The 17,757-nt window shown below is 42.8% G+C and carries 13 protein-coding genes and 1 other RNA gene; 13 read left to right on the forward strand and 1 reads right to left on the reverse strand.

Annotated elements, in window-relative coordinates; all coding sequences use genetic code 11:
* The first annotated feature begins 63 nt into the window (after positions 1-63).
* The 12 genes from ffs to msrA all read left to right on the forward strand — a co-directional run bounded on the left by ffs (position 64) and on the right by msrA (position 15,997).
* Positions 64-160: signal recognition particle sRNA small type (ffs, locus tag OEG80_RS05675), an RNA gene on the forward strand.
* Positions 161-367: 207 nt separating this feature from the next.
* Complete coding sequence (locus OEG80_RS05680) at positions 368-964, forward strand: LemA family protein (RefSeq protein WP_263242257.1); 597 nt, start codon at positions 368-370, stop codon at positions 962-964.
* 58 nt (positions 965-1,022) lie between these two features.
* Entirely contained in the window at positions 1,023-3,935 is a 2,913-nt protein-coding gene (locus OEG80_RS05685; protein WP_263242259.1) for a M48 family metalloprotease, read from the forward strand.
* Positions 3,936-4,040: 105 nt separating this feature from the next.
* Entirely contained in the window at positions 4,041-4,901 is an 861-nt protein-coding gene (locus OEG80_RS05690) for a hypothetical protein (RefSeq protein ID WP_263242260.1), read from the forward strand.
* A gap of 151 nt (positions 4,902-5,052) precedes the next feature.
* The gene (gene serC / locus OEG80_RS05695) at positions 5,053-6,162 is read left to right on the forward strand and encodes a 3-phosphoserine/phosphohydroxythreonine transaminase (RefSeq protein ID WP_011513765.1); all 1,110 of its coding nucleotides are present in this window, start codon (positions 5,053-5,055) and stop codon (positions 6,160-6,162) included.
* 247 nt (positions 6,163-6,409) lie between these two features.
* Complete coding sequence (locus OEG80_RS05700) at positions 6,410-8,242, forward strand: extracellular solute-binding protein (RefSeq protein ID WP_020443595.1); 1,833 nt, start codon at positions 6,410-6,412, stop codon at positions 8,240-8,242.
* An 84-nt stretch (positions 8,243-8,326) separates the two neighbouring features.
* Complete coding sequence (gene gloB, locus OEG80_RS05705) at positions 8,327-9,106, forward strand: hydroxyacylglutathione hydrolase (protein ID WP_020443594.1); 780 nt, start codon at positions 8,327-8,329, stop codon at positions 9,104-9,106.
* Positions 9,107-9,197: 91 nt separating this feature from the next.
* Positions 9,198-10,265, forward strand: a complete 1,068-nt coding sequence (gene yejB / locus OEG80_RS05710; protein WP_011513762.1) for a microcin C ABC transporter permease YejB — start codon at positions 9,198-9,200, stop codon at positions 10,263-10,265.
* Positions 10,265-11,347 (forward strand): ABC transporter permease, encoded by a 1,083-nt coding sequence (locus tag OEG80_RS05715; RefSeq protein WP_020443593.1) that lies wholly within the window; start codon positions 10,265-10,267, stop codon positions 11,345-11,347. The genes yejB and OEG80_RS05715 overlap by 1 nt, the downstream gene beginning before the upstream one ends.
* A 1-nt stretch (position 11,348) precedes the next feature.
* Positions 11,349-13,034, forward strand: a complete 1,686-nt coding sequence (locus tag OEG80_RS05720) for an ABC transporter ATP-binding protein (protein WP_263242262.1) — start codon at positions 11,349-11,351, stop codon at positions 13,032-13,034.
* Positions 13,035-13,243: 209 nt separating this feature from the next.
* Entirely contained in the window at positions 13,244-14,569 is a 1,326-nt protein-coding gene (locus OEG80_RS05725; RefSeq protein ID WP_263242263.1) for an iron-containing alcohol dehydrogenase, read from the forward strand.
* Between the two features lie 177 nt (positions 14,570-14,746).
* Positions 14,747-15,997: a peptide-methionine (S)-S-oxide reductase MsrA gene (gene msrA, locus OEG80_RS05730; protein WP_263242266.1), complete on the forward strand. Its 1,251-nt coding sequence runs from the start codon at positions 14,747-14,749 to the stop codon at positions 15,995-15,997.
* A gap of 213 nt (positions 15,998-16,210) precedes the next feature.
* Here the strand turns inward: msrA and OEG80_RS05735 are convergent, their stop codons facing one another.
* The gene (locus OEG80_RS05735; protein WP_146110327.1) at positions 16,211-16,414 is read right to left on the reverse strand and encodes a hypothetical protein; all 204 of its coding nucleotides are present in this window, start codon (positions 16,412-16,414) and stop codon (positions 16,211-16,213) included.
* On the opposite strand from OEG80_RS05735, the gene OEG80_RS05740 reads away from it, so the two are divergent.
* Positions 16,413-17,687, forward strand: a complete 1,275-nt coding sequence (locus OEG80_RS05740; RefSeq protein ID WP_263242269.1) for a YadA family autotransporter adhesin — start codon at positions 16,413-16,415, stop codon at positions 17,685-17,687. The two genes, OEG80_RS05735 and OEG80_RS05740, sit on opposite strands and share 2 nt — an antisense overlap.
* The last annotated feature ends 70 nt before the right edge of the window (positions 17,688-17,757 follow it).

The following is a 17,757-nucleotide window of genomic DNA, read 5'->3' on the forward strand; positions in this document are numbered from 1 at the left end:
AACAGTTTTACGATTGGGGTTGTAATAATAAAAAATTCTTGTATAATCTGCAGCTGGTGGCCCCATTGGTAGCCTCGCAACATTGTTCTATGAATCCCGCCAGGACCGGAAGGTAGCAACGGTAATAGTTATAATGTGTGCCGAGGATGTGCTTTTGGGGTCGCTTTTTTTTGCCCAAAATTTGATAATAAAATATATAAATAAGCCCAAATATTTAATCCTGATAATAAGCCCTTCATTATAAAGGGCTTTTTTTTCGCCTGTCTTTTGTCTTATTTTGAACTTTTAGTAAACTATATAAGTTAAAATACAATACAGTAACTTTTATTAACAATAAGGTTAATACAAAGCGTATTGGAGTCTGACGATGAAAGTGTTTGTTTGGTCATTCATTGTAGTGGTTGTATTTGTAATGATTTTTGGTGCATCAATATTCAATAAGTTGGTACGCGCCCGTAATCAAGCAAAAAATGGTTTTGCGCAGATAGATGTACAGCTAAAACGTCGTCATGACTTGATTCCAAACCTAGTCGAAACTACAAGACGTTACTTGTCTCACGAAGAAGAGACGCTGATAAGCGTTATTAGTGCGCGCAACCATGCTCAGAGTCTGCAGGATTCTAGCAAGCATCAGCCAGACTCGCTTGAACACATGGCGCTATTTGCCAAGGCTGAGAGTATGTTGTCCAAAGCATTAGGACAGTTCTCAGCTGTCGTGGAAGCGTATCCTGAGCTAAAAGCAGACAGCATGATTAAAGAGTTAATGGATGAGCTGACCAATACTGAGAACCGCATTGGCTTTGCCCGTCAGCACTATAATGACAGCGTGATGTTCTACAACAATGACCGCGAGGTATTTCCCAATAATCTGATTAGCACGACTTTTAGTTTTCGTCCTCTCAGTCCATTGGTCTTTGAAGATAGAAAAGCGATTGCACAAGCATCTGTCGTCAATATAGGCTGATGTTTCATTACGTTCGTATGCTTAAATGCGTTTAGCTATTTTTAAGTCAGGCAACTAGATGGATTTTTTTGGTGAACAGCGCACCCGTACTCAGCGAAGTCTGTTGCTCTATGGGCTATTTTTTCTCATTGTCTTTGCACATCTGGCAGTAGCGCTGGGTATCATGGCGCTGCTGCTGACGATATTTACTGGTGGCATTGATCATTGGGTGTTGATACTGGTTGTGGTCTGGATAATCGGTAGCTTTGTCATTGGCAGTTTTTTAGAGTACAGACGTTTAGAAGCGGGTGGTCGCGCTATTGCTCAGCGTGTGGGCGGGGTTCGGCTATTTATTGACCATAGCCAAGATGCGTGGGAGCATAGTCAAGGGGTTGCCCATCAGCATGAGCCTGCACCAAAGGTTCGCTTCAGTGCACGCCAAATTGCGGTACGTGATGAGCGTGATTTCCCGCCTGTTTATCGTCGCTATTATGAGATTGCCCAGCAGCTAGCGATTGCTTCAGGTTTTAGTATGCCAATATTATATGTGTTGCCTAACGAGCAAGGCATCAATGGATTCGTCGCTGGTCGTCATAGTCAAGATATGGTGCTGGTCGTCACTCAAGGTGCGCTAGATAAGTTGTCTGATGAGGCGTTGTATGGTCTGATAGGGCACGAATATGGTCATCTCTTACATGGTGATCCCAAGTTTAATCTACAACTAATGGTTGTGCTGGCAGGCTTGCAATTACTCTATGACTGGAGTGATCCAATTTCCAATCATCGTTCCCTTGATACTGATATCACTTCCCATCAGTCTCTATCACAGAGACAAGTTGATCATTTTGCACGCAGTACAGAGGCGCAAACCGCCCGTTTTACCACTCATAGTGAGTGGGTCACTTACTGGCAGCAGCAATCACAACAACAGCAGTCCTCAGCCAAGCGTCAGTCGAAATGGTTGCAAAATAGACCTGTAATAGATCGACAAGCAACGCGTAATATCTGGACATTACTAATACATGGGTTGAGCTTCTCTAGCATGGCAAGTGCTCAACTAATCAAGCACAGCTTTAACCGCGAGCGTGAATTGCTAGCCGATGCGACCAGTATACAGCTCACACGCTCGCCAGCAATTATGGAAACCTTGCAAGCCATTCATCAAGATTCCTTGGGTTCTCGCTTGACAGGTATCGCCGATATTAATGGACTGAGTCATTTTTTCTTTGCCAGTAGCGGCGCCGACCTAGGTGATGTCTCATGGTTTGCCACTCATCCAAGTTTGAGTGAGCGTATGAGCGCCATTAATGCCAATACTTATCACGACTTTGCCATACAAGTTGCCAAAGAAAAACGTATTAATCAGAAGAAAGTACAAGAAGTTTATGAGCAGTGCCGGCTGGGTGATTGGGGAGCAATAACAGCAAATAGCCTAAGTACAGAATCGCCAGAAAAAATCACACTTCAATCTCAGTTATCACCTAGTATTTATAAGAACAATGATACAGAAATAAGTAGTGAACTAGACACGGACTCAGGTCTTGATTTTGCTGTAGAGAAGGATGTGATAGTTGATGGGCGTTTAAAAGTAAAAGTAAAGTCGATTGATAAACATCAGCTGATAAGGCCATGGCAAGCAAAGCATGATAGCGACCTGCTGGCAAAAAATTTAATCAGTACTGCTGATATAAACAAGGTGTCACTGCCACAATATGTGCTTAATCACAGTTACCATCCGCGGGGTGCGCAGGCTTTGATTGAGGCAGTGATGTTATGCCATCAAGGTTGCATATTGTCTACTATTGCCACTTATGATTTATCAGATATCTGGAGTGGTATTCCTAAAGATAGGGTAGTGACTACGACTGATAGTAGCTCTACGTCTAATGTAAAACCTCGAATTGATATAATGAGTGATCAGAAAATATTGTTGCATACCATAGACCAGCAGTTACTAGAGATGGTTGCTGGTATTGATCGGCGGTTAGATAGTGCTTTGATAATATTTGCTATAAAGCAACTGTCCCAACATAATTTATCCGAAAGCGTGATAAATCATTTACGCTTAAAAAGTGAAAGTAGCCATAGCCACCAAAGCCATCTATATTATAAACAGCAAACAAAATCTCGTACCATGCTGATGCGCTATCAGCATGGCATCATTGAGCTGTTTAAAAGTCAGTTAACCGTCGATTTGAGCAGAAATTTTACTGATAATATAGCCAATGATGACGTTTACATGGGTGAGCCTAAACCAGTATTCACGCGATCAGAGAATACAATTTCTCGATCGCCATCAATTTTGTCGTTATGGCAGGCACTACACTTACAGCAACTACTGCCTATACTGTCTGGTGTTTTAAACCATAATTTATCAAGCACCAATGAATCATGGCAACTGGAGTTACGAGCTGGTTTAGATGATATTTATGCCCAGCTTGATCCATCAGGTCAGGTTTTTAACAGCCTTGGCAACGCTGAAAAAACAATATTAACGCTACTGGTCTACCGATTATCAAAAGATGTCAAAGGTCAGGTAGCATCAGCTCTGAGTGATAGAAGTTTTAATGTGTCCAATTATGTTGTATATGTACGCCGTCATGCACGCCTGATTGATATTGATTTAACAGCAGTGAGCAATGCAAATTTACAATGGCTACTATTGACTGCACAAAATTTAAATAGTGTGCAATTATTGGCATTGATAGAAGCAGTGCCTGTTTTTATATCACCAAGCATAGACAGTGAAGAGGCTGGTGATAATTATCAAGACAGGCAGCAGAGTGATGGTCAAATAGAGTATAATAGCGCTATAAAAAACAGCCGTATTGATGATGTCATTACTGATAATCTATATGTACTTAGCCATTATCGTCAATGGCTAAGTACATTGCATACAGTGATGTTACACGATACGATAGTCAGCCAAGATGAATATGATTGCTTAACGATACTGGCAGAGCACTGGCTTGGTGTTAGACAGCTTTTTTAGGTAGATTAGACGATTTTATAGTTAATGCATCAAGTAGTTGTTAGCATCGTTTTTGACAGTAAAAGCCTGTAAACCCATTTTGTATAAGTAGGATAGTAGAGTCGCATGAGTGATATCCAAGACCCGCAGCTGGTATTACAGCACCGTGTACAGCAGCGTCAGATTTTAGCGATGATGGGTATCAATCAGTGGGTGCAGCCAAGCTCAGAAACTCTTAATATCAGTGATATTGCAGCATCTACTGTCATGCCCAGTATGACTCAGTCTGATTCTACTACTAGCAACGTCAAGACACAGCCAAATAATGAACAGCCAGTTGTCAGCATCGTAAATCCAGATGAAGAAAACGTTGAAATATTAGATAGCAGTGCTGACCATAATGTCTCTGCTTATCCATATAATGAAGCGGGAACTGACGACCTCCAAGATATAAGCGCGCATACCTTTAACCAGCAAAGCCCAGTTACTTATAGTTTTGATGCAGTCAGCCCTGATACCGCAGTTGGTTCTAAGACAGATACGGTCGTTCAACAAGACGTTGCCCTGTTTGATGAGCAGGTATTTTCTAATGACAGTCATTATGACCATACCCTTAAGGTAGCACCGTTCGACTTACAAGGTGGTCGTTATGGCGATTGGGTAATCATTGCTGATATTCAAGCGCTTAATAATGACAGCCAAAAACTGTGGCAAAATATCACACAAGCGCTATCAATCTCTTGTGAGACAACATCATTCCCTATCTGTGAGGGCATGGATACGGCTGAGCTTGCCAATGCCAGTTTTGCTGGACACGTCTTTAAAATTGGACGCTGCGAAGAAGAAATAAAGGTGTTGGCGTTGACTGCGTTACCTGAAGGGCTTGAGCATCCCGATTTGACTGCTGCACCAACGTTAGATGAAATGCTTACTGATAGTCGCTTAAAGCGCACGCTTTGGGAGATGATTTCTGGTTCGGCTGATTAACAGTGAAAGTTTTGATTATTTTTTATCAGCAACATAGTCGTTAGCCAATAAAATAAAAACGTAAAAAGTATTTCAATGGTTAACTTTTAAATCCCATAATTTTTAAAACCCAACTAACAACGATGATTTTATCATATTTAGGATAATGATTATGACTACCAAAGCCGCTCCTAACCGTGTACCTAATTTTTCAGCAGGACCTGCTACTATACCGACCGCCGTATTATCACGTGCTCAAGAAGAGTTGCTAGACTGGCAAGGACGCGGCGTATCGGTGATGGAAATCAGCCATCGTAGTAAAGAGTACATCGCGATTACTGAAAAAGCTGAAGCCAAACTGCGCTCATTGATGGATATTCCAGACAATTATAAAGTGCTGTTTTTGCAAGGTGGCGCCAGCTTACAGTTTTCAGCCATTCCATTAAATCTGTTAAATGGTGGACGCGGTGACTACCTCACTACTGGTGCTTGGTCAGGAAAAGCCATTAAAGAAGCGCAGCGTTATGCTAATTTAGGCCTTGGTGAGGTTAATCTGGTGGCAACAGGCAAAGACAGTAACTTTACGGACGTGCCAGACCAAAGTGACTGGAACCTGAGCGAAGATGCGGCGTATTTCCACTACTGTGCCAATGAGACCATTCATGGTTTGCAAGTATTTGAGCCACCGAAAGTTGATGCGCCTATTATCGTTGATATGTCATCTTGCATCTTGTCACAACCGATTGATGTGTCTAAATTTGGGATGATTTATGCTGGTGCGCAAAAGAATATTGGTCCAGCTGGGCTAATTATTGTCATCATTCGCGAAGACTTATTAGGGCAGGCAAGTGAGTGGTGCCCGCTACTCATGAACTATGAACACCAAGCCGAAAAAGAATCTATGTCAAACACGCCAGCGACGTACTCTTGGTACTTGGCAGGTCTGGTCTTTGATTGGTTAGAAGAGCAAGGCGGCGTTGCTGCTATCGGCAAAATTAATCAACAAAAAGCGGATTTGCTCTATAAAACGATTGATGATAGTCGCTTTTATAGCAATCCAGTCGACACTAAGTATCGTTCTATCATGAACGTCCCGTTTACGTTGGCTGATAGCAGTCTTGATAAAGTATTTTTAGAAGAGTCAGAAGCCGCAGGTTTACTGCATCTAAAAGGTCACCGCGATGTTGGTGGTATGCGTGCTAGCATCTACAATGCGGTGTCGCTAGACTGGGTGCAGCAATTGGTCGACTTTATGATTGCGTTTGAAAAGAAGCACGCTTAAGTCAGTACAGTTTTTGGAAAAAAGACGCACTTTTATGAGTTGCGTCTTTTTTTATGAGCATTGATGCTTATTATTGGTGAATAATGTGTCATAGAGTCACTTTCACGCTGCAAACCATTAGGTTAAAAAATCTAAGTTTGTTATGATAAAATTTTGTGGAACTTACTGCTTTCAATTATAGGGCAGTACTTTAGTCAATTATCTTCATATTCATTGGGCTAGCACAGGGGTTTGTTATAACTTTATTATGCTAAAAAATACCATGCTAAAAACTGTCCTATTAGTGACCATGGCGAGCTGGATACCAGCCAGTATCGCGGTGCCGATCACTACTACTGCGCTTGGTCATAATAGTCCTACTGAATATATCGACGCCCCATTTATGCCGTATGCCAATCCAAATGCGCCGACCGGTGGCACGTTGTCGCTTGATGCGCGCGGTACTTTTAATGCGGCTAATAAATGGATGACGACGGGGGTAGCAATGGCTGGCACCGACTATCTATATGATACCTTGATGACTGGCTCATTAAATGAAGCTTTTACCATGTATCCGCAGCTGGCAAGTAAGGTCACTTATGACCCTGATGATACCAGCTGGATTATTTATCATATCAATCCTGCCGCACGCTTTTGGGATGGATCATTGGTGACCAGTCATGATGTAAAAGCCACTTACGACGCGATACTGAACAAAGGGCCGATGTATATTCGCAGCTATTTGGGGGATATTAAAGACATTCAGATTATTAATAAACAGCAAGTAAAATTTGTTTTTGCCTCTGATAAAAATAAAGAGATTTTATTAACGGTTGGTCAATTTCCTATTTTTGCCAAGTCTTCTATCGATGCTGATTTTGAAAAAATTAGCCTAACGCCATTGATGGGTAGCGGTCCTTACAAATTAGGGCGTGTTGATGCGGGACGGGCGGTCATTTATGTGCGTGATCCCAATTATTGGGGTCGTGATTTGATGGTCAATCGTGGTCGTTATAATTTTGATATGATTAAGTTTGTCTACTATCAGAGTGATGAGATTGCTTTTGAAGGTTTTAAATCGGGTCAATATCGTTTTCGCCCAGAGAATAAAGCGTCTAACTGGGCAACGGGTTATAATTTCCCCGCAGTAAAAGCAGGTCTTATTAGTAAAGAATCAATAAGCAGTCAAAATCCAGTGCCGATGCAAGCACTTATCATGAATATGCGTCGGCCCATCTTTCAAGATATTCGTGTCCGTCAAGCCTTAACCGCAGCTTATGATTTCGAATGGATGAATAAAACCTTATTTCATGGGCAGTATGAGCGTTTGCAAAGCTTTTTTCATGGATCAGAGCTTGCCGCCACTGGCACGCCGACAGATGCAGAGATGCAGGTGCTAATTCCATTATTATCTAAACTTGAACCAATGCAGCGCAAAGCAGTATTAATGGAGTGGCAGCTGCCAACCAGTGATGGTAGTGGCTTTAATCGCGAAGGGTTGTTAAAAGCGCGGCAGCTGTTGCTAGATGCTGGATTTTATTATGAAGATATGAAGCTGTATCAGCCGGATGGCAAGCTTGCTCAGATTGAAATTTTAATGACAGGCGAAACCATGGGTCGAGTGTTGTTGCCTTATATTCGTAATCTAAAGCGTTTAGGCTTTGATGTGACGCTACGCCAAGTGGATGGTGCACAATATTATGAGCGTGTGCGTCGTTTCGATTATGACATGGTAGTCGATGTATTCGCCCAGAGCTTATCGCCTGGTGCTGAGCAAGCGGCATTTTGGGGCAGTGCGGCGGCTGATGAGCCTGGTAATCATAATACGGCTGGCATAAAAAATACTGCTATCGATACAGTGACAGCGTTGCTTGCCAATGCTAAAAACCGTGATGAGATTGTACTCTATACTCAAGTGCTCGATCGCCTGCTGCGTGCAGGTCACTATTTGGTGCCATTATATGGTAAGTCTAGTACCAATGTCGCGTATTGGAATCAATACCGTCATACTGAAAAGCTGCCATCTAATGCCATCGGTATTGATTACTGGTGGACGGATAAAAAAGCAGAAGCACGCGTTAATCAATATTTAAAACAGTAAGTGACAGTGACAATGACATTAAAAGTAATTTGAAAGAATTTAATAGACATTAGCAATAAAGATAACCACTGGTAAGGATTTAGTATGAGTATTCGTATTCACCCAATTAAAGCATTCAATGACAACTATATTTGGACATTAATCAATGAGAGTAACAAGCAAGCCATTGTTATTGATCCGGGTCAAGCGGCACCAGTCGTTGCTTATTTAGAGGAAAATGGATTAGAGCTGACGTCTATCTGGACGACTCATCATCATCATGACCATATCGGCGGCGTTGCAGAGTTACAAGAGTCGTATCCGATGACGCATCTGGTTGCGCATACTGAGCATAGTGTCGATGAAGATCAGACCATCAAAGATGGCAGTACAGTAAGCGCGTGGGGCTGCTCTGCGCAGGTATGGGATGTGTCAGGTCATACCGCCAGCCATATGGCTTATATATTAGATATCGATGGCCTTAAGCACTGCTTTTGTGGCGATACCTTATTTAGTGCTGGATGCGGACGTGTGTTTACAGGAACGATTGAGCAGTTGCATGACAGCTTTAAGCGTCTAAATGGACTGCCAGCTGAGACGCTGTTATATCCTGCACATGAATATACTGCTAGCAATCTACGTTTTGGGCTATCTATTGAGCCTGATAATGAAGCGATGCAGCAAGCTTTGGCACAAGCAGAAGACAAAACCGCACAAGGCATTCCGACGCTCCCCGTTACTTTAGGACATGAACGTGCGATCAATGTATTTTTACGCACGCAAGAGCCGAGTGTGATTGCAGGTGTAAAGGCTCAGTTTAATACCGATGATGATAAATCTTTGACTGTATTTGCAGCTCTACGTGAGCTTAAAAATAACTTTTAAATTCTAATCAATGCTTTGACTGACGCTTTGATAGTTATTAGCTGCGCATTCTTTCTATTGCCATATTTCTTACTATTAGGAAGCCGCCATTATGGGTCGTTATATCTTAAAAAGGTTGTTATTGATATTACCGACGCTATTTTTGATATTGCTGGCGAATTTTGTCATTGTACAAGCAGCGCCCGGCGGTCCTGTTGAGCAGCAATTCGCCATGATTGAGCAAGGTGCAAAAGACAATGCCTTGGGCGGTAATATTGGTGCGGGTAGTTCAGGTAATAATAGTACGTATCAAGGCACGCGCGGCCTATCAGAAGAGATGGTGGCGGCGATTAATGCACAATATGGCTTCGACAAATCCGCGCCTGAGCGCTTTTGGCTAATGCTAAAAAATTATGCCCAGCTGGATTTTGGGGAGTCGTTTTTTAAAGGGCAATCGGTTACTGACTTGATTATCGAGAAGCTCCCTGTATCAATCTCGCTTGGGCTTTGGAGCACGCTGCTGATTTATATGATAGCGATTCCACTGGGGGTCTATAAAGCCATGCATCATGGCTCAGGGATTGATAAAGTCACAGCCATGCTACTAGCTATCGGCCATGCAATACCCGTTTTCGTATTTGCCGTTATATTATTGGTGTTTTTTGCAGGTGGTAGCTACTGGAATATCTTTCCACTGCAAGGCTTGACCTCTGAGAATTTTGATCAATTGAGCGTGCTGGGTAAAATCAAAGATTACTTTTGGCATTTGGCGCTACCGCTGCTAGCAAGTACGGTTGGTGGTTTCGCTGGCTTGACCTATTTGACCAAGTTTAGCTTTTTAGAAGAGCTCGGCAAGCAATATGTGCTTACCGCTCGTGCCAAAGGCTTGGCTGAGCGTCAAGTGCTATACGGACATGTGTTTCGTAATGCCATGCTGATTATTATCGCCGGTATTCCAGCGGCTATCGTTGGCATTTTCTTTGCCGGTAATTTCCTTATTGAGATTATTTTTAAACTTGATGGTTTGGGCTTGTTAGGTTTCGAAGCCATTCAGCAGCGTGATTATCCCGTGATATTTGGCACGCTGTTTATTTTTACCTTGGTCGGACTGTTATTACAGTTAATCAGTGATTTAAGTTATCACTTAATTGATCCCCGTATCGATTTTGAGGGGCGCTAATGTCAAGTCATCCATTACCTTCAACGCACTCAAGCGCATCTGCTATTGCTATAGAAAAAAAACGTCGCCTAAATCCTATCTGGCAGGCACGACTTAATCGCTTTCGTCAAAATCGTCTTGGTGTCATATCGCTGTTCATTTTTGCCTTGATATTTGTCATCTGTATGGCAGCCAATGTGATTGCCAATGACAAGCCGCTACTTGTACAGTATCAAGGCGATTACTACTTCCCCGTACTAAAAGCCTATCCTGAGACGACTTTTGGCGGAGTGTTTGAGACCGAGACCAATTACAAAGATCCTGCGGTACAGACGCTGATTACTGAGCAGGGTTATTATGTGATGCCGATCATTCCGTTTGCTGATCAGACGCCAAACGTTGAGCTAGGTATTCCATATCCAGCGGCACCCAATAGCCAGAATTGGCTTGGTACGGATGACTTGGGTCGCGATGTGCTGGCGCGTATACTGTATGGCATGCGAGTGTCATTATTATTTGGTTTGGCATTGACACTAGCAGGAGCAGTGATTGGTATTATCGTCGGTGCGATACAAGGTTATTACGGTGGCTGGATAGATTTGGCAGGGCAGCGCTTCATGGAGGTTTGGGGCGGGATGCCGCAGCTGTTTATGATTATTATCTTGGTCAGCCTGTTTAGCCCCAGTATCTTTATGCTGTTTGCAATGATGTTATTGTTCGGTTGGATGGGGCTGGTTGGCTTGGTACGAGCAGAGTTTTTACGCGCGCGCAACTTTGACTATGTGCGTGCGGCGCGTAATCTGGGGGCTTCCGACAGCCAAATCATGCTAAGGCATATCTTGCCCAATGCGCTAGCGTCAAGCTTGTCACAGCTGCCGTTCATTTTAACGGCCAATATTATTGCGTTAACAGCGCTAGATTTCTTGGGTTATGGTTTACCACCTGGGTCACCGTCGCTGGGTGAGCTGATGGTACAAGGGAAAAACAACCTTGATGCGCCTTGGCTGGCCTTATCGGGATTTTTTAGCTTAACCTTTATTTTGTCGTTGCTCATCTTCGTTGGTGAAGCACTGCGTGATGCCTTTGATCCGAGGCGCTCTTAATATGACAACTGAGAATATGACAATTGCTACTGAGCAAAATAGTCTTTTAAATGACAATCATATCAATATATCAAATAAGCTCATGCTGACAGTGGATAAGCTTAACATTGCAACCACTTCGGGTACTGTTTTAGTCGATAAGCTAACGTATGAGCTCAGGCAAGGTCAAACACTAGCCATCGTTGGTGAATCCGGCTCTGGTAAATCGATCGCAAGTCTCGCGCTATTAGGCTTGCTCCCAGATAGCTTGACCGTTACTGGTAAAGTGCAGTTAGCAGATACAGTAGGAATGACTACATTACCAATAGCCAACGATAGAACACGTAATGCAGCTCTACGTGATGTACGTGGGCGGCGCATCGGCATGGTGTTCCAAGAGCCGATGACGGCGCTTAATCCATTGCATACAGTTGCCAAACAAATTGCAGAATCGCTCCGTCTAATCGGAGTATCCAAAAATCAATGGCATGAAAAAAGTATCGCCTTGTTAAATGATGTCAATATCACCGATCCTACTGATAAGCTAAATCGCTATCCGCATGAGTTATCGGGTGGTCAGCGTCAGCGGGTGATGATTGCCATGGCATTAGCGCAGCAACCTGACATCTTAATCGCTGATGAGCCAACCACCGCGCTTGATGTAACCTTGCAACATGAGATTCTCGCTCTATTAGATAATCTTAAACGTCAGCATGATATGGCGATGATATTGATTAGCCATGACCTCAATCTGGTCAGGCGCTACAGTGATGAAGTCACCGTTATGCGTCAAGGGCAGACTATTGAGCAGGGTGGAACTGCAGCGGTATTTAGTCAACCTAAAGCAGAATATACCCGCTCGCTTATCAAACAAGACTTTGGCCAAGCGCTGAACTTCTCTAATGATGATAAAATTCAGCAATCAACCGTATTGCAAGTCAGCAATTTACACGTACAGTTTCCAATTGAAAAAAGTCTGTTTGGTGGTACCAAACGCTGGTTCATGGCTGTTAAAGATGTCGATATGAGCCTGCAAAAAGGTCAGGCATTGGGCATCGTTGGTGAGTCAGGCTCAGGGAAAACTACCATAGCGCTTGCGTTAAGTCAGTTACTTAGTAATCAAGCGCGTGTCAGTGGTCAGATAATGGTGAATAATCAAGATATTGCGGCGTTATCAAAACGTGATTTGCGCACCTTCCGCTCACAGATTCAAATGGTTTTTCAAGATCCATTTGCCAGTATTAACCCTCGTATGACTGTCATGGAAATCGTCGAAGAAGGGTTGTTAGTACAAGGCGTTGTTAAAGTAGCACGTCAGCAGGCAGTAATGAACAGTCTTGCTACCGTGCATTTACCGTTAGAGTTTGCGCAGCGTTATCCGCACGAGCTATCAGGTGGTCAGCGTCAACGGGTGGCTCTGGCTCGTGCCCTTATTATGCAGCCAAGTCTCTTAATATTGGATGAGCCAACGTCTGCGCTTGATAGCACTACGCAAGTCACTGTAGTGAATTTGCTACGTGAAATTCAAGAGAAACTGCAAATCAGCTATGTGTTTATCAGTCATGATTTAAAAGTAGTCCGTGCCTTGTGTCAGCAAATTATAGTGTTAAAAGAAGGCAAGTGCATTGAGTTTGGGCGTACCGAAGACGTGTTCAATAATCCACAACATCCGTATGCAAAGCAATTATTTCAGGCGAATGTGATATAGCCTAAGTAAATGATACTAAATACTTAGAACATAGCAGTTCATACTAATAGCGACATACCAAAAATCGCAATGGTACAATAAGTTTGGACAGTAGTTTACTTTATATAGAACCTAGTCCTATGTATATTATTTGAACCTTGATTTATTCGGTTAGTTCAAACGGTCATTATTACCATTAAAAGCATCATTAAAAAAGGATTTTTATACCCATGAAAAAACAAAATAGTATTGCTAAATTAGTAAGTAGTAAGTTAGTAAGTACCGATGGATTACAGCATGCTGGCTATTTAGCCGTTGCCAAGACACGCGCCAAAGTACTAAAAGCCTTCGCTTATGTTATCCCGATTAGAAGACCGATGTTATTCGTCGGCGAAAGCTCTTGTGATGAGCTATGCGACATGCTTATTAATGAAGGTAGCACCAATGTCTTTATCGTCACTGATGCGGTATTGAATAAGCTTGGTATACCTGCAAAAGTCACTGATTATCTAGATAGCAAAAATATCCGCTATAAAGTCTATGACGGTATTACGCCAGACCCTACTTTTAAAGTGGTTGAAGAAGGGCTACGCATCTCCATTGATGCTAAATGCGATTCTATTATTGCTATCGGCGGTGGCTCTGTGATTGATGCAGCTAAAATGATTGCTATGTCACAAGGCAACAATTGCAAGCCGCAGCAACTTATCGGTATTCTTAAAGCACGAAAGCCTTCTGTACCGCTGTACTGTGTGCCTACAACTGCGGGTACTGGTTCGGAAGCGACACTTGGTGCAGTTGTATCAGATGATAAAACCCATCAAAAAGCACTATCTATCGACCCAAGAATGGTGCCATTAGCCGCCGCTATTGACCCAGTTATTATGAAAGGGATGCCGGCTCATATCACAGCGGATACGGGTATCGATGTGTTGACCCACGCCTTAGAAGCTTGGATGAGTGCTAATGCGAGCGTCGAGACCGACTATTATGCGGCTTCTGCGGTGAAGTCAGTTATGCAGAATCTGCCAGTAGTATATAAAGACGGCGGCAATCTCAAAGCCAGAGAAGCAATGGGTATTGCCGCTCATTACGGCGGTATTGCCTTTAATAAAGCGGGCCTTGGCTATGTCCATGCCATCGCTCATCAGCTTGGTGCGTATTATAGTATTCCTCATGGTCGTGCTAATGCCATCGTGTTACCTTATGTACTTGATGTCAATCGTCAGGCAAGCAAAAAAAGACTAGCAGATCTGGCTAGAAAAACGGGTATGGTTAAGGATGGTCAAGCCGGCAAGAGTGATGCTGTGATTGCAGATCATCTGATTGCGCAAGTTCGCGAATTGATCGCTACTTTAAATATCGATCCAACGGTTAAAGGTATGAAAACCACTGACTTTGATAGCATTGCTAAAGCCGCAGCTAAAGAAGTCAGCGATACTTATGCGGTGCCAACGTATCTGTCAGCATCTGAAATCAAGAGCATTTTAACGAAGATTCAGCAAGCCAGTGATGAGCATGCCGATACTGATGTTAAGAGCGATAAAGTTGCATAGATGATTTGCTAAATGAATAACCTAGTCATGAATTAATAAAAAGCTTATTATTGAAAAGTAGTAAGCTTTTTCTATGGCCATTCATTAAATATGGTGTATATAAACAACACTTTAGGAATATTTCTGTGAGACCTAAGGGTTACGATGGTTACATGATATTACCCTTAGGAGCCTTTCATGACACACCCATTAATAGTGAATTATAAATTACCAGCTAAAGTCGTGGGCATGGCGATAGTAGCGAGCAGTGTCTTTTATGTCGGTTGCGCCTCCACTGAAAAACCGCCTACGATAAAAAATGTTTCCATTGAAAATCCTTATGCGCCTACCGACCCTAACTTAGCAGTAGCAACGGTCGCTGGTGGCTGCTTTTGGTGTGTCGAGGCGGGTTATGAAAAGATTCCTGGTGTGGTAGAGGTAGTGTCAGGTTATACAGGTGGCGAATCTAAGAATCCAACTTATAGTACTGTTTCAGCTGGTGGTACAGGGCATACTGAAGCAGCCCAAGTTTATTATGATCCGACCAAGATTACCTACAATGGTATCGTTCAAGCACTATGGCGAATCGCTGATCCTACTGATGATAAAGGTCAGTTTGTAGATAGAGGCACCCAGTATCGCCCAGCTATTTTTTATAATAGTGAGCAAGAAAAACAGATAGCCGAAGCTGCTAAGCAATCTCTGCAAGCCTCTGGCGTCTATAAAAATCCAGTCGTAATCGAGATTGTACCTGTTAGCGAATTTTATCCAGCAGAAGAGTATCATCAGGATTATTACAAAAAGAATCCACTACGTTATAAAGCTTATACGTTTAACTCTGGTCGCTACCAGTTCATTGAAAGTGTCTATGGTAAAAAATATGAGTTAGATTTCAACCAATTCAAACCGACTGTAACCAGTGCAAAGTCAGCAATGTCGAATACCTCGTCAACTGCAGTAAAGCCGTCGACAGTTAAGACAAGTGCAGGCTTTGACCCAGATACCTTTGTAAAACCGACAAAAGCTGATCTTAAAAAATCACTAAGTGACATTCAATATAAAGTCTCTCAGGAAGATAGTACTGAGCGCGCTTTTGATAACGAATATTGGGATAATAAAGAACCTGGACTGTATGTCGATGTAGTATCAGGTGAACCATTATATTCGTCTCGTGATCAATACAAGTCCGGTACAGGTTGGCCGAGCTTTACTCGTCCACTGAATGCTAGCTTTGTCGTAGAAAAGGCAGATCGAGGAATATTTGGCACCCGTACCGAGATTCGTAGCCGTTATGCCGATTCACACGTCGGTCATGTATTTGACGATGGTCCGGCACCGACGGGTAAGCGCTATTGCATGAACTCAGCAGCAATGCGTTTTATCCCACTGGCGCAGATGGAAGCGGCTGGCTATGGTAGATGGATCAATGACGTAAAATCAGCTAGCTAATTCCCTTACTGTCATAAGAAATCAAAAACCGCTTATCATATCAGTAGTTAACTACTGATATGATAAGCGGTTTTTGTATGTGATGCTATATAGTCTTATTGAACATAATAGAGAACATATCTATCTATCAAAAAAAATGAATATATTTTCTTAAATTTTCATGTCATAATTATTAGTACAATGTATCAGTTTAGTAATAATTGAAATTTAATGTTATTTTTGATGGCTAGATTGGAATTTCTTAGTGTGTAAATTACAAGGAAGAGTTATGTTAAAAAGAGAATTGAATACAGTGTCGGGTCTTGTAGTAGTAAATTCTGCCGATAATAAAATGCGCGGAGCAAATATAAAAATATCATTTTTAACAATCAGTATGCTAGCAGTTAGCGGCATATGGTTAACAACAGAGTCTGCCATGGCATATGATCCTTATTGCGATATGCATCCATGGGATTGTGGATACTCTGGAATGCCAGGTCCTATGGGTCCTATGGGTCCTGCTGGTATGGATGGTGCTAAAGGTGATACTGGTGCTCAAGGCATACAGGGTGAAACTGGCGCTAAAGGTGACCAAGGTATTCAAGGCCTACAGGGTGAAATTGGTGCCAAAGGCGACATCGGTCTAACTGGTGCTAAGGGCGAACAAGGTATCCAAGGTCTGACGGGTGCTACAGGAGATACTGGCGCCAAGGGAGACAAAGGTGATATCGGTCTAACTGGTGCTAAGGGCGTACAAGGCATTCAAGGTCTGACCGGTGCTAAAGGTGATACTGGTGCTAAAGGCCTACAGGGTGAAATTGGTGCCAAAGGCGAAACTGGCGCCAAGGGTGATAAAGGCGACATCGGTCTAACTGGTGCTCAAGGGGAACAAGGCATCCAAGGTTTGACTGGCGCTAAAGGTGAGGCAGGTAAGGATGCTAATATCAATGTTGCTATACAGACCTCTAATAGTACAGCGACACCAGCCCAAGCCACAGGTAAAGATTCTATTGCAATAGGTAATGGCGCAGTAGCTGAAGGCAGCCAATCTATTAGTATTGGTGTGGGCAATTTAGTAACCGGTAAAAACTCTGGTGCAATTGGCGATCCAAGCACAGTAAGTGGCTCAGGTAGCTATAGCTTCGGCAATAATAATACGGTCACCGGCAACAACACAGTAGTTTTAGGAAACGGCATCAGTACGGGAGTGAATAACTCAGTTGTTCTTGGAAGTGACTCCACAGCAAACCGTGATAACACAGTATCAGTTGGCTCAGTAGGTAGTGAGCGTCAGATAATTAATGTGGCAGCTGGTACACAGGGTTCTGATGCGGTTAATGTCACACAATTAAATACGGCTAGGCTCAAAGCAGTGACTGATGCCAATACTTATACTGATACTAAGTATGACGTTTTGAATAACAGCTTTCAGAATTACTCTAACGGCATAAATCGTCGAGTCGATGATGTGGAAAAAACAGCCAATAGTGGCGTGGCTATTTCTTTAGCAACACAACAGGCTATCCCCAATCTCCAACCAGGCAAGGTTGCTGTGTTTGGTGGTGTGGGTCATTATGAGGGTGAAAGTGCTTTAGCTATTGGTGCCGCTACAATGTTAGATAATGGTCGCACGTCAGTCAGTGGTGCATTTGGTTTTGCTGACTCAAAGTTCGGCGGCCGAGTTGGTATGTCTTACATATTTGGTCAATAGTCATTTTATTGATTTAGTTTTTTTAACCTGTCGTAGCCATACGGCAGGTTTTTTTATGAAGTCTAATTAT

It is taken from the genome of Psychrobacter sp. SC65A.3 (assembly GCF_025642195.1).
GTDB lineage: Bacteria > Pseudomonadota > Gammaproteobacteria > Pseudomonadales > Moraxellaceae > Psychrobacter > Psychrobacter cryohalolentis.